Origin of the sequence: Pseudovibrio sp. W74, from assembly GCF_001623085.1 — a bacterium.
Lineage (GTDB): Bacteria > Pseudomonadota > Alphaproteobacteria > Rhizobiales > Stappiaceae > Pseudovibrio.
The window spans coordinates 631,590-644,404 of the sequence record NZ_LMCJ01000017.1 but is presented as its reverse complement, the minus strand read 5'-3'; the positions used below and the strand labels follow the sequence as shown (position 1 = coordinate 644,404).

17 protein-coding genes are annotated in these 12,815 nt (G+C 51.1%); all 17 read left to right on the top strand.

The features are described from left to right. The coding region (locus PsW74_RS29740) for a terminase TerL endonuclease subunit (protein ID WP_244277863.1) at nt 1–882 on the top strand (882 nt) is incomplete at its 5' end. Continuing rightward, nucleotides 879–2,105 carry a phage portal protein gene (locus PsW74_RS14280; protein ID WP_063289247.1) on the top strand — a complete coding sequence of 409 codons (1,227 nt, stop codon included), beginning with the start codon at nt 879–881 and terminating at the stop codon, nt 2,103–2,105. The genes PsW74_RS29740 and PsW74_RS14280, both read left to right, overlap by 4 nt. Beyond that, nucleotides 2,102–2,950: a head maturation protease, ClpP-related gene (locus PsW74_RS14275; protein WP_063289246.1), complete on the top strand. Its 849-nt coding sequence runs from the start codon at nt 2,102–2,104 to the stop codon at nt 2,948–2,950. Before PsW74_RS14280 ends, PsW74_RS14275 begins: the two co-directional genes overlap by 4 nt. Nucleotides 2,951–2,963: 13 nt before the next feature. Next, nucleotides 2,964–4,274: a phage major capsid protein gene (locus PsW74_RS14270; RefSeq protein WP_063289245.1), complete on the top strand. Its 1,311-nt coding sequence runs from the start codon at nt 2,964–2,966 to the stop codon at nt 4,272–4,274. Nucleotides 4,275–4,344: 70 nt separating this feature from the next. Beyond that, on the top strand, nt 4,345–4,593 hold the full coding sequence (locus PsW74_RS14265) for a hypothetical protein (protein WP_063289121.1): 249 nt from the start codon (nt 4,345–4,347) through the stop codon (nt 4,591–4,593). A gap of 2 nt (nt 4,594–4,595) precedes the next feature. Next, complete coding sequence (locus PsW74_RS14260; RefSeq protein WP_063289120.1) at nt 4,596–4,874, top strand: head-tail connector protein; 279 nt, start codon at nt 4,596–4,598, stop codon at nt 4,872–4,874. Beyond that, nucleotides 4,871–5,209: a head-tail adaptor protein gene (locus PsW74_RS14255; RefSeq protein WP_063289119.1), complete on the top strand. Its 339-nt coding sequence runs from the start codon at nt 4,871–4,873 to the stop codon at nt 5,207–5,209. The genes PsW74_RS14260 and PsW74_RS14255 overlap by 4 nt, the downstream gene beginning before the upstream one ends. After that, nucleotides 5,202–5,645: an HK97-gp10 family putative phage morphogenesis protein gene (locus tag PsW74_RS14250; protein WP_153041723.1), complete on the top strand. Its 444-nt coding sequence runs from the start codon at nt 5,202–5,204 to the stop codon at nt 5,643–5,645. Before PsW74_RS14255 ends, PsW74_RS14250 begins: the two co-directional genes overlap by 8 nt. Beyond that, the gene (locus tag PsW74_RS14245) at nt 5,635–6,060 is read left to right on the top strand and encodes a DUF3168 domain-containing protein (RefSeq protein WP_063289118.1); all 426 of its coding nucleotides are present in this window, start codon (nt 5,635–5,637) and stop codon (nt 6,058–6,060) included. Before PsW74_RS14250 ends, PsW74_RS14245 begins: the two co-directional genes overlap by 11 nt. 15 nt (nt 6,061–6,075) lie before the next feature. Continuing rightward, a complete protein-coding gene (locus tag PsW74_RS14240) occupies nt 6,076–6,522 on the top strand; it encodes a phage tail tube protein (protein WP_063289117.1) in 447 nt (148 codons plus the stop codon). Between the two features lie 9 nt (nt 6,523–6,531). Continuing rightward, nucleotides 6,532–6,918: a gene transfer agent family protein gene (locus PsW74_RS14235; protein WP_057462212.1), complete on the top strand. Its 387-nt coding sequence runs from the start codon at nt 6,532–6,534 to the stop codon at nt 6,916–6,918. 26 nt (nt 6,919–6,944) lie between these two features. Then, the gene (locus PsW74_RS30115; RefSeq protein WP_275078096.1) at nt 6,945–7,070 is read left to right on the top strand and encodes a hypothetical protein; all 126 of its coding nucleotides are present in this window, start codon (nt 6,945–6,947) and stop codon (nt 7,068–7,070) included. A gap of 3 nt (nt 7,071–7,073) precedes the next feature. Continuing rightward, the gene (locus PsW74_RS14230; RefSeq protein ID WP_063289116.1) at nt 7,074–9,320 is read left to right on the top strand and encodes a phage tail length tape measure family protein; all 2,247 of its coding nucleotides are present in this window, start codon (nt 7,074–7,076) and stop codon (nt 9,318–9,320) included. Next, nucleotides 9,313–10,026 (top strand): hypothetical protein, encoded by a 714-nt coding sequence (locus tag PsW74_RS14225; RefSeq protein WP_153039952.1) that lies wholly within the window; start codon nt 9,313–9,315, stop codon nt 10,024–10,026. Before PsW74_RS14230 ends, PsW74_RS14225 begins: the two co-directional genes overlap by 8 nt. Continuing rightward, nucleotides 10,023–10,610, top strand: coding sequence for a hypothetical protein (locus PsW74_RS14220; protein ID WP_063289114.1), 588 nt, complete (start codon nt 10,023–10,025; stop codon nt 10,608–10,610). Before PsW74_RS14225 ends, PsW74_RS14220 begins: the two co-directional genes overlap by 4 nt. Continuing rightward, nucleotides 10,595–10,999, top strand: coding sequence for a hypothetical protein (locus PsW74_RS14215; protein WP_063289113.1), 405 nt, complete (start codon nt 10,595–10,597; stop codon nt 10,997–10,999). Before PsW74_RS14220 ends, PsW74_RS14215 begins: the two co-directional genes overlap by 16 nt. Beyond that, a complete protein-coding gene (locus tag PsW74_RS14210; protein WP_063289112.1) occupies nt 10,999–12,807 on the top strand; it encodes a fibronectin type III domain-containing protein in 1,809 nt (602 codons plus the stop codon). Before PsW74_RS14215 ends, PsW74_RS14210 begins: the two co-directional genes overlap by 1 nt. Nucleotides 12,808–12,815: the final 8 nt, after the last annotated feature.

Genomic DNA, 12,815 nt, shown 5'->3' with positions numbered 1-12,815 from the left:
TACATCACCAATCCCAATCTCGGGCGTTCCGTTCGTAAGAGCTGGCTGGAATCCAAACTTCGTGAAGCCATGGATGGCACTGGTGAAGAGGACAAACAAAGCTTTCTTGCCAAACATCTGAACGTTCCGATTGGCATGAACCTGCGACGGGATCGGTGGGCTGGGACTGATCATTGGCAGGCTGCTGAATTCACTGTCATCCGTGATTTTGAAGAGTTTCTGGATCGATGTGAAGTTGTGACTGCTGGTGTTGATGGTGGTGGACTGGATGACCTTCTCGGGCTTTGCTTTATTGGGCGCGAAAAAGAGAGCGAGAAAAGCAGATGGCTGCTTTGGGCTTGTGGGTGCTGCCACAAGAGCGTGCTGGAAAAGCGCAAGCAGATCGCGACAGCTCTTCAGGATTTCGAGAAAGATGGCGACCTGTTCATCTGTACTGAATTTGCAGACGATATTCCGATTGTCGCCGACTTCATTGAGCAAGTTCTGGATCGTGGTCTATTCCCGAAAGAGAATGCAATCGGGCTGGATCCGGTCGGGGTTGCTGCAATCGTAGATGAGTTGATTGAGCGTGAGGTCAAGCCAGAGCAGCTCGTTGGTGTGCCTCAAGGCTATAAGCTTTCTGGAGTTACCAAAGGTATGGCGCGAAAGCTCGCAGATAAGTCTCTTGCTCATGGCGGCTCGCGAATGATGGCGTGGTGTGTTTCCAATGCTAAAACTGAAAAACGCGGCAATGCCGACTATGTGACCAAACAAGCATCCGGCTACATGAAGATTGATCCGCTCACAGCAGCGTTCAACGCGTTTGATCTTATGAGCCGCCATCCAGAGGCCGAAGGTAATGGCCTAGACGATTTCCTCAGCAATCCGGTGATGGTTATATGATCAGGTTTCTTAAAGCAGCGGCTCGTGGCATCAGGCAAGAGTTGCAGGCAGGCCAGTCTGGATGGATCAACCTCAATGGTGGAGATGCCTGGTCTACGGGCGGTCATTCCTCTTCTGCCGGAAAATCAGTGAATGCATCGACGGCAATGACTGTTTCTGCTGTCTGGGATTGTGTACGAAAAACCTCGCAAGTCCTCTCCACATTGCCTTTGGCTCTGTATGAAAAGGGTGAGGGTGATAGCAGGATCAAAATTGAGGAGGACTTATCCTCAATCCTATCTGAAAGCCCAAATCGCGAGCAAACAGCCGTTGAGTTTTGGGAGGGAATGACTGCGCATATGACACTGCGCGGCAATGCGTTTGCAGAGAAGCTATTTGTGGGGAAAGGGCTGGTTGGTCTGCGTCCTTTGCTCAATGTTACTCCCAAGCGAAAAGCAAATGGCGAGCTGGAGTATAACGTCCGTGATCGAGGTAAGTTCACTAACTTGCCTGCTGACAAAGTGTTTCATCTTCGTGGTTTTGGAGGTGGTGACGGTCTTGGCATGTCGGCGATCAAGTATGGGGCGAATTCTATTGGTGCTGCTTTAGCTGCAGATGATACGGCAGGCAGTGTATTTTCAAATTCCATGATGGCTGCAGGTGTTTTGACCTCCGATCAAAAGCTCACTGCAGAGCAGCGGACCCAACTTCAGACATTGCTGGAAAAATTCATTGGATCGAGCAAAGCGGGCAAAACCCTTACGCTGGAATCTGGCCTCAAGTTTCAACAACTCCAGTTGAACCCTGAAGATGCGCAGCTTTTAGAAACACGGCGCTTTAGCGTTGAAGATGTTTGCAGGTGGTTCGGTGTTCCACCGATTGTGATCGGGCATTCAGCAGATGGCCAGACCATGTGGGGCAGTGGTGTTGAAGCGGTGATGTTGTCCTGGCTCTCGCTTGGTATCAATCCGCTACTTATCAAAAATGAAGCGCGTATCCTGAAAGATCTCATTCCCGTTGAAAAACGTGGGCGCTGGTACGTGGAATATAACCGCGAAGCCATGTTGCAAATGGACAGTAAGGCCAAGGGCGACTTCCTTCTCAAAATGCGGATGGGTGGTTTCATGTCTGGTGATGAGGGCCGCGACAAGCTCAATCTGCCACGACGTGGTGGCAACAGTGATGAGCTGGTGGTTCAAACCTCTATGGGATTGGTGGACTTGCTTGGAAAGGAAGACAAATGAGCCTTCGTAATTTGCCAACTGTGCCTTTGTCCGGACGGCAAGGTCTTCAAAGTACGATTACTGATAGTGTTTTGCAGCGGTGGAATCCTGACCTGAAAGTGGCGAGTAGTTCAGAAAATGAGAACTCTATCTCCATCCTTGATCCCATTGGGGAGAGCTGGATGTATGACGGCGTTACAGCAAAGCGAATTGCTGCAGCTCTTCGAAACATTGGCGAGAAGGATGTTGTTGTTTCGATCAACTCCCCAGGCGGGGACTTCTTCGAAGGGTTGGCCATCTATAACTTGCTGCGTGAGCACAAAGCCAAGGTGACGGTGAAAGTGCTGGGACTTGCGGCCTCTTCAGCCTCTATCATTGCTATGGCAGCTGATGAAATTCAGATTGGTCGAGCTGCATTCTTCATGATCCATAACACCTGGGTGTGTGCATGTGGTGATCGCCATGCTTTCCGTGAGGTTTCCGACTGGCTTGAGCCGTTCGATGCTGCGGCTGTGAGCATCTATCATGCAAGGACCAGTATCTTGGAAAAAGAACTGGAAGCCCAGCTTGATAAAGAGACTTGGATAAATGGTGAGAGTGCCGTTGAACAAGGTTTTGCAGATGCCTTACTAGCTGCTGACGAAGCAATAAATGAACCAACACAGGTCTCTCGCAAACCGTCGCCGAATGCAGCGCAAAAAGAACTCGATATTCTCCTGGTACGGCTCAACATTCCAAAATCAAAACGTCGCTCATTGTGCGCGGCTTTGAAAGGGAGCACGTCTGGCGCTGCTCCAAACGGCAAGTCTGGCGCTGCCGTTCATCCAGGAGTGAAAGACCTCCTCGACAAGATTAATTCCATCTAATCGGAGAAATTTTATGAAGAAGGCACTTATGCCCGCCATTTGCTTGGCGGCACTCGCTTTTGCACGTCCTGATGCTGTTGTTGGCTCGGTTCGAAATGACACTATGACCACTGAAGCGCTGCTGGAAAAAGTCAATCAGAAGCTTGATGAGGTTACTGATAAAGTAAAATCTACAGCAGAGGATGCTCTCAATCAGGCTAAGAAATCAGGCGAGGTTTCTCAGGAAACCAAAGAGAAAGCTGACAAGCTTTTGACTGAGCAGACAGCTTTGAGCAACTCGGTCACTGAGTTGAAAAATGCTCTGGAAGGTATCAAGAGCCAGACTTTGGAGATCTCCCAGCAGGTGGCTGAGGGTATCGGTGGTGGCGGACCTGCTCCAGTGATGACATTGGGTCAGGCATTCGTGGCGGAAGATGAACGGATCAAGGCTTTTGCTGACGGTGGTGCACGAGGTAATTTGCGCATTACTGTCTCCAATGCAATCACCACTGCGGCTGGTTCTGCTGGTGGATTGATCTACCATGAAGAGGAACGTGATCCGATCCGCATGCCACGGCGTCGCTTGCTTATCCGGGATTTGCTGACCAAGGGCAAAACCAGTTCTGATTTGGTGAAGTACCGAAAGCAGACAGTGCGTGACAGTAAGGCGGCGATGGTTGCCGAAGAGGGGACAATGCCGGAATCCAGCTTTGGTTGGGAGAAGGCGACCTCTGAAGTCAAAAAGATTGCCCATGTCACCAATATCACAGAGGAAGCTCTGGCAGATTCCGACTTCCTGCAAACGGAGATCGATTCAGAGCTTCGCTATGGTCTGGATCTGGAAGAAGAAAAGCAGATCCTTGCTGGTGATGGACAGGGGGAAAACCTGAAGGGGCTTTTGATAGAGGCTGTGGCATTTGCTGCTGCTAATGGCCTACCTAATGCCACGCGAATTGATCGTCTGCGTCTTGCCATATTGCAGGTCGCATTAGCGGATTACGTTGCAACTTCCTTCGTCATGAACCCGACTGATTGGGCCGCAATTGACCTCCTGAAAGATGATCAGAAACGATACATCTTCGGCAACCCAGGCTCAATGAGCACTCCAATGCTCTGGGGTAAGGATGTGGTGGAATCCAATACCATGTCAGCCGGTGAATGGTTGACTGGCGATCTGGCGATGGCGGGAACTTATTATGACCGTCAGGAAACCGAAGTGCTCATTTCTTCCGAGCACGACACCAACTTCATTGAAGACATGCTGACCATGAAGGGTCGTAAACGGGTTGCTCTGGCGATCAAACGTGCTGCGGCGATGGTGAAGGGCAACTTCGTCTTCGCGTAACCCGAATAACCGAGGCCACCAACTGGCTCTGCGATCTTCTGATTGCAGAGCCTTTTTCAGGAGAATGAGCATGTACGTCAAAGTGAACTCAACACGCCATACGGTGCTTGGTACCTTCCGGTTTGGCTGTGTCTACAAGGTCAATGAAAAAGACGCCAAAACCCGAAAAGTCGTCAAGCCATTGATGGAAGGTGATGATGCGCCTTTGAAGCGACTGACTGCCAAGCAAGTGCAGGCGGAAAGTATCAAGTATCTCGATCTGACTGGACCTGCGAATGAAGACGCAGGGGAGGAAGAATCCGAAGAGGATGGAGACTAACTTTGCCTTTGATCGAGCTGGAAGAGGCGAAGCGTCATCTGGCCATCTCACATGGTCATGATGACGATCTCCTCCTGACGTTTATTCGCACGGCTGAGGGGTTTGCTGCGCAACATCTGCGGCGGGATCTCAAAGTCGATTTTCCCGATGAAATTCCTGAGCCGATCAAGACGTGTTTGAGCATGCATGTGTTTGCGCTCTACACCAGCCGGGGTGGTGATGCTCCTCCACCTCCTGCTTATGAGATCATGATGGCTCCCTATAGGAACCTTGCCGGATGACTAGCAAACCAATGCGGGAGGTCGTTGCCTTTGAGGCTTTGGTGTCAAAGTCTGATGGTTACGGCAACCATGTCTCTGATTACGAACCTCGTTTTGAAGAACGAGCACACTTTAAGTTTCTTCGCGGTGGGGAGCGCGTGATTGGTGCTCGCCTTGAAGGTATTCAGCCGACTGTGGTCACTATCTGGCGCTCTCCAGATACTGAGGCGATCCAAACCAGTTGGCGTATGAAAGATCTTCTCTCAGGTACCATCTACGCAATTCGCAGCAAGATCCCGACAGATGACCAGCTCTATTTTGAACTGACCTGTGAAAGCGGTGATATCGATGGTTAAAGGTGAGCAAGAGTTTCGGCAGTTCATGCGCAAAATCTTGCCGGATGCCGTCAAGAACGCTGCTCGGCAAGCTATGGAGGAAGGGGCAGAGCGTATCGTCCAGTACATGCGCCTGCTGGTTCCCAAAGATGAGGGCGAACTGCTTGCAAGTATCGGTTGGACGTGGGGTAAACCACCTGAAGGTGCCATGGTGGTTGGGAAAGTGAAATCATCTGAGCGCGGTCTTCGCATTGTGATTTATGCAGGCAACGCCAGCACAATGGTCACCAACAAGCGCGGCATCAAATTCCAAAATGCTTTGATCCAAGAGTTCGGAACCAAAGATCGCAAAGCCAATCCATTTTTCTATCCCGTTTACCGCTCACAGCGTCGGGCGGCGAAGTCACTGATTACCCGTCGCATCAACAAGGCAATCAAGGTTCTGAATGATGGCTAATCCAGATCTGGAGCTTCAGCAGGCAGTGATTGCTGCTTTGACGGGAGACGCTGCGCTCATGGAGGTGGTGCACGGTGTTTATGACAGCACTAAAGCTTCCTCTGATGGAGCGCCTTGGGGGGATCAGCAAGGTTATGTGAGCCTTGGCCCTGAAGATGAATCTGAGGATCATCACGACTGCTTCACCATAGAAGAAATCACACTTCAAATTGATTGCTGGTCAAAGAAACCCGGCAGAGTGCATGCAAAGCAGATTTTGCGAGCGGTGCGCAATGTACTCAGCGGTGCTGAGCTTCCTCTTCCTTCCTTTGGCAACGTGCTCACCGAGCTAGAGCTTCAGCGGATTGTTCCAGATCCAGAAGAGGGCGTAACGCACGGAATTTTGCAGTTCACATTCGAAATCCAAGTTCACTAGCGAAGGAGGTTTGTCATGACTAAGCCGACAACAGAGCGTTTTGAGGAGATGGTCCTTGAGGTCGATTTTGCGGAAGATGGTAACTACGCCAGAGTTTGCGGCCTTAAGGGTGTTACGATCCAGCGGCAGGCGAATGTTGATGAGACCGAGGTCGTGGATTGCGATGATGAGAGCAAGCCTAATGAGATCTTGAGTGATGTGCGTTCTGTGAAGGTTTCTGTTTCGGCAGAAGGAACCTGGGCGCAGGAGTCTCACGGCAAGATGATGAACTGGTTTTATTCTGCAAAACAGCTTCCGGTACGTCTTGGGAACAAAAAAGCGGCATCTGGCGATCCTGAATGGGAGAAGGCTCCTGCAATTTTGTCTCAGCTCTCTCAGGCGCGTTCTGATGGTAAGGGGCGCGTTACGAAAACTATTGAGATCAATATGGTCGGCACTCCTGAAATCGAAAACAAAGCCTGAGCCTGATCTATGGAAGCCAAAAACATTGAATGGATCGGTGGTCAGCACGAGTTTGTGCTGAACATCGGTCAGCTTCGTGCGTTGCAGAAGAACTGCAATGCTGGCCCTGAAGTCATCCTCCTGCGCATCACGACAGGGACTTGGTTTATTGACGATCTGATTGAGACCATTCGCCAAGGCTTGATCGGTGCTGGGATGCCAAACAAAGAGGCGGGGCCCATGGTTCTGCATCTGTTTGAAATGCATGGGGTGTTGGAGTTCAAACCTGTTGCGATTGAGATCCTGACCAATGCACTCGTGGGCGAGGATGATGATCCCGTGGGGGAGCAGGCAGGGGTGAGGCAACAGGAGAACTCTGGCAGTTCTCCAAGTTTTACAAACGAGGAGCCGCAATAGGCTTCACTCCACGAGAAATCGATCAGATGAGCCTGTGGGAATATGTGGCCTGCGTAGAGGGTTACAATGAGGTCCATGGTGGCAAATCTGGGAACCCCAGCGGTGAATTTTCAGATGAAGAGCTTCGGGAACTGGGCATTGAAGGGTTTTGATTGATGGGAAAGAATTCTGGCCTGACTATCCCTCTTGAGGTCACCTATAAGAAGTTCCACGATCAGATGTCTCGTTCCGCGGCTGCTGCGGTTAAGTCATCTAATCGGATGGCTGCGGAGAACAAAAAGCTTCAGAAGCAACTGGAGCAAACGCAACAGAAATTCGCGAAACTTCAGGCATCTGCTGGCGGGATGAACGATAACTTTGGCAAGATCGGGAAAGCCTCTCAAGGTGCTGGTAAGGAGATGCAGGGCTTCCTTAACGTCTCCAAAGGTAGCCGCTTCGCAATCCAGAACACGTCAAATCAGGTTGCTGATATGGCGGTGCAGTTCGAGATGGGCACTGACCCTATGCGGGTTATGGGGCAGCAGATCCCGCAGCTGATTGCTGGTTTTGGAGCTTTGACCGGTACTGTCGGCTTGTTAATGCCTGTTCTGGGTGTGATTGCAGGGATTGGTTTCCCTCTTGCAGGTGTCCTCTTGAGCATGGGCGACAATGCAGAAGGCGCCAGCAAGAAAGTTGATGCCTTCACCAAGGCGTTCAATGAAGCTGAGAGTGCGATCTCAAGAGCTAATAGTTCCATTGCTGACTACTCAAAGAATGGATTGGAGAACATCAGAGACAAGTACGGCGAGGTTACAAGCGCTGTACTCAATCTGGTGGCTGCGTTAGCAGAGCTGGATTCCAAGGCTGCACAGACAAAAACTGATACGGCTCTGGACACCTTCTTTGATGATTTTCTGGGTGGGAACAATGCGTTTGCTGAGCTGGATCTCAAGCTTAAGAAGTATCAGGCTATTCAACATCGCATTGCGCAGCTGAGTGATCCTCTCAGTCAGTCCCGATCAATTGATGCTATCGGGCTTGAAGGTGTCGAGAACACACTTAAAGATCTCAACCAAGAGTTGGAAGCTTCCTCAGATCTCGTGAAAATCTGGGCTACTGAAATGGCTGCTCTTGAAGATGCAAGAGCAAGCGGGAATATGGAGCGCGTCTCTGAAGCGCTTGCAAAAATGCGTGAGATTCTGACTAAGCTTCCTGATGAGAAGCTGGCAGAGGTAGGCAAGGAACTGGCGCGGGTGGAAAGCATTGCTCGCCAGTCGGTCAGCACAACTAAGCGTTTGAAAACGGCCACTGATGGGGTGGAGCTTAAAGGTCTATCAGCTGATGCCACCACAATGGCCAATGAAATCAGCCGTGCAGCGGATGCGATGGAGGCCATGAAACGCAATGGTTTGACTTCGCTGGAAGATGCTCAGGTACGCTTAAAATACAAAGATGATCCGGTGTCTCGGGCTGGCGCTTTGGCCGCTCTGGAATTTGATCGCACTGTCAATCCGCTTGCACAGCAGGTCGGGCCAACAGGTGGAACTCAGCTTGCTAAAGAGCGCGAAGAGTACATCCGCATGGCTCGCGAACAGGCTCGGCTTCAGGAGGCTTTACGACCTGCGGCCAACAAGGGGCCGGATGTTCTTGGGATGGGTGATCAGGAGGTCACGGCTCTTGAGCGCCGAATTGAGATGCTTGGCCGTACACGTGAGGAAGTCGCAGCGCTCACCACAAAATACAAGCTGCTTGATATGGCAAAGCAGCAAGGTTTGGATCTCGATGAGCGTTCTGTGAAAACCGGACTGACACTTCGCGAAGAGATTGAGGCACGGTCAAAATCGGTCTCCCAGTTAACAGGTAAGATTGAAGAACAGACGCGGCAAAGCCGCATGATGGCAAGCGTCAATCAATCCATCACCAACTCACTAACAGATGTCATCTTTGAAGGTGAGCGGTTTGTTGATGTGCTTGGGAATATGGGCAAGGGGATTGCCAAGATGCTGCTGCAGTCTTCTGTGTCCAGCATGACCAGCTCAGTTGGTGGTGGCGGCAACATTGTTGGGATCATTTCAACCTTGCTCTCCAGCTTTGGTGGTTTTTTTGCCGAAGGGGGCAACCTAGGGGCTGGTAAATGGGGGATTGCGGGTGAGGGCGGTGTTCCTGAGCTGATCGAAGGTCCGGCAACAATCACTCCGTTCCACAAGCTTCCTCAATCTAGCGGTGGGGGCGGTGAGATGGTTTCTCGCGTGATCCTTGAAGTTACCCCTGATCTGGAAGCTCGGATTGAGAGTGTGTCCGGAAACGTGGTCAAGGAAGCGGCACCTATGATCATTGAAGCGGCGACCCAAAATAGCCGTGAATATACTGTCGGTGACTTCAGTATGTATGAGCAGGAACGGGGAGGTGGCTTCCGTGACTAATGTGATCCATTGGCCCCATTCTCTGCTTCCCAGCCAAGGAAAGACAACCTTCAGAAAACGACCAACTACCAACACTGGTGGGATGACACTTGGTGGGCGTGAGTTGGTTACACGGACGGACTTGGGTTTCTGGAGAGCTGTCATCCCCAATATCGTGTTGCGCAGGCGCGATCTGCGCCAAGAAGAAGCTTGGAACGGGATTGAGGTCGCCTTGCAAGGGCAAGTGGGACTTGTGATCGTTTCTGTTTCTCATGTGACTTCACGGGTACAAAAACTTGCAAAGCAGGCGCGGTCCTATGTGCCTCATGCCGATGGAACGGAGTTCAGCGATGGAACTTCCTATGAGAGTGAACCTGCTTTTGTGCAGTTGGAAGAAGAGGCATATTTAGGGGCAACAGTGCTTAAGCTTCGCGGACTGCAAAGTGGGTTGAGGCTGTCCGGGATCTATTTCAGTTATTTGCATGCGCTCTATAACACTGGGCCGATTATTGAGGCTGAAGGTAATGTGGTGCGGGTACCTATTTTCCCGGCTGTACGAGCAAAGATCCCGGCGGGTGCACTGCTGAATGTGGCAGAGCCGAGCTGCCTCATGAAGCTTGCCAGTGACAGTGAGTTGGATCTGAACTTCGGTAGCTCAAGCTTTACCAGAAAGAGCGTGCACTTTGTCGAGGCTATTGACTATTGGGATGAGGCGTCTGCTCCATGACCTTTCGAAGCATCATGATCCTTGTGGCGATGCATTTTCCGACTGGAACAGCTCGCTTCTGGTTTGGCTCTCATCCTTACGTTGATAGGGATGGAAATCACTGGCGACCTGCCGGGGTGCTTCCGGCCTCTGCCTTAACAACGATCCAATATGCGTTTTCTGGTGAGGCGACCACGATGGACATGGGGCTATCCGGTGTCGATCAGCAAATTGCCGATCTGGCCTATGAGGAGACGCAGGAGAGTGATGTCATCGGCTCAAAGGTGCAAATCCTGCTCCAGAGTTGTGATCAATATTTCCAGCCTTTGCCTCCAGGAGCAATCGTCAAGTTCACGGGCGAGGTGATCGACCTGAAGTTCCGCAAGCGGGCGGTGAATGATCGAGACAAGCCTCAAATTCTGCATAATGTGACCTTGGTCGTGGGCAATGCTTTTCATGCTCGTAAATCACGGCGCAACGCAGTGCTGTCGGATTCTGATCAACGAGCTTATTCGCTCAAGGTCAATCCAGATCTACCGCCTGACTTGTCGTGTGAGCGCATTACCTTGATGAGTGAGCAGACAATCCCATGGCCGCGATCATAAGTCTTTTGGAGGCTTGGCTGGCAGATCGGCAAAGCTTGTCTTTTGATCCGGGCACGGCTGACTGTTGCCTCGTTCTTGCTGATTGGGTGAGTGCCAATGGATACCCTGATGGGGCCGTTCATTTGCGCGGCACTTACTCAACAGAAAAGCAGATGAAACAGCTGATTATTGAAGCTGGCGGTGCTTTAGAGCTGGTTGGCAGGTGTGCAGATATTGCGGGCCTGAATGAGGTTCAAACCAGAAAGACTGGCGATATTGGCGTGATCGGCAGCCTTCATTCCCCTCTCAGGCAGTGGGGTGCGATCTGGGATGGTGAGCACTGGCAAGTTCACTGGAACTCGGGCTTTGAAGCTATTCACGCGCCTGCTCTTAAAATCTGGAGTGTCTGATGCCTGCTACTGCTGCTTTTGCTGTTGCGTTTGTTCTGTCAAATGGCGCGGCCTTCGTTGGGGCCTCTGTTGCAACGCAAGCGATCCTTGCGGGGGCTGCGGTGTCCTCAATTGGTGTTGGGATTATTGGAGTTGGCCTTTCCGCTGGTATTGGGCTGGGTGTGAATGCCCTGCTTGGCAGTCAGCAGAGAAAAGACAATGCTGCACCTATTCCAAGTGCAGCTGATGGCAAGGTGGTGCAAAAGCAAAATGTGCCATCGCGGTCCTATCAATATGGCACTGTGCGTATTGCAGGCGACATGACGTTTTTGGAAGAGCGCAGCGGTACGGCTTATATGGTGATTGCCTATGCGTCCCATGAGATTGATGGCTTTGTCGCGCACTTCCTGAGTGATGATCCTGTAGAGATTGATGCAGATGGCAATGTCACCAAGTCGCTGAGTAATGATGAGGAGGCATCCAAGTATTATCGTCTTGGTGGTGATGCCAAGGTGATGCTTATTGAGCGCGTTGGGACGCAGGTCGGTGTTCCTTATTCGCAGCTGGTGGACAAGTTCGATGATATCTGGAGTGATGATCATCGCGGCGACAATATCGCCAGTGTTTTGATGGTGTGTAAGAGCGTGAGTGCCCGGCGTCATCGAACGGTTTACCCGCATGGCTACCCAACACTATCCTCTACCATTCGCGGAAAGAAGATTTTCGATCCCAGAGATGGGCAGGTCAGATTTAGCGAAAACCTTGCTCTCATACGGCTTGACTATCTTCTTGCCCCTTATGGAAATGCTTTGAAGATCTCGCAGATCAATCTTGATAGTTGGGCTTATGCTGCGGACGTTTGCGATCAGCAGGTTGAGAACATCAAAGGTGATATGGAGCCGCGTTATCATGGCGGTTTCCGTGGCCGCGAAAACAACGATCCAACTCAGGTTGGCCGGATGCTTGATGAGGCAGGCGAGCTGCTTCTATATACCGATGCAGATGGAAAGGTTGCCGTTCATGCTGGGGAATGGGTCGAGCCTGATATTCACCTGAAAACAGATGATATCGTTGATATTGAGTTCTTGCCAAACCGCAATGCAGCCTCCAGCGTCAAGGCGGTGCGTGGTCTCTGGGTCAATCCTGAGCTTCACTATGTTGAAGATGATGCAGTCATTGAAGGCGATCCATATGTTCAGGAAGACGATCCCAAGTCGCGTACTGTCGATAATGATTGCGTGCAGCGCCATAATCACATGCGGCGCTTGCAAGCGCTTAAAGCTATTCGGGTGAATTCACCTCGTGTGCGTGTGAAATGCGACTACTTCGCATCCCAAGAGGTGCCTTTAAGAAGGTTCATCAAGATCAGTGATCCACCACATCTTATCGATGCTTATCTTGAGTTAGACGGTACTCCCACTCTGGATCTGGATACGTTCCAGCATGTGTTCGAGGCGATGGTTATTCCGCGAGACCCGTTTGCCTATGAGCCTGAAGATGAGGGCGAAAAAGGTGATCCTCCCAAGCGTATTGCATCTGAGGCAATCCCGAGTGTTGATAGCTTCTCAATTCAAATGCAGCAGCAGGGGCAAAGTACTATCGCGGAAGCAAGTTTTACACGGCTCTCCGAGGCGCTCACCTATGAGCTGGAATATGTGAAAACCAGCGGTGGTGCTGCCAAGTATGCGCAGGCCAATGATGGTGAAGAGACCATTGAAACCGACAGCCTCACATCGGGTGTTGAATATCGCTTCCGCATGCGCACACGCTCTGTTTTTGGGCAAAATAGCGATTGGTCTAGCTCAACTGTTCTTATAGCTGCGGTTTAATTTCCTCT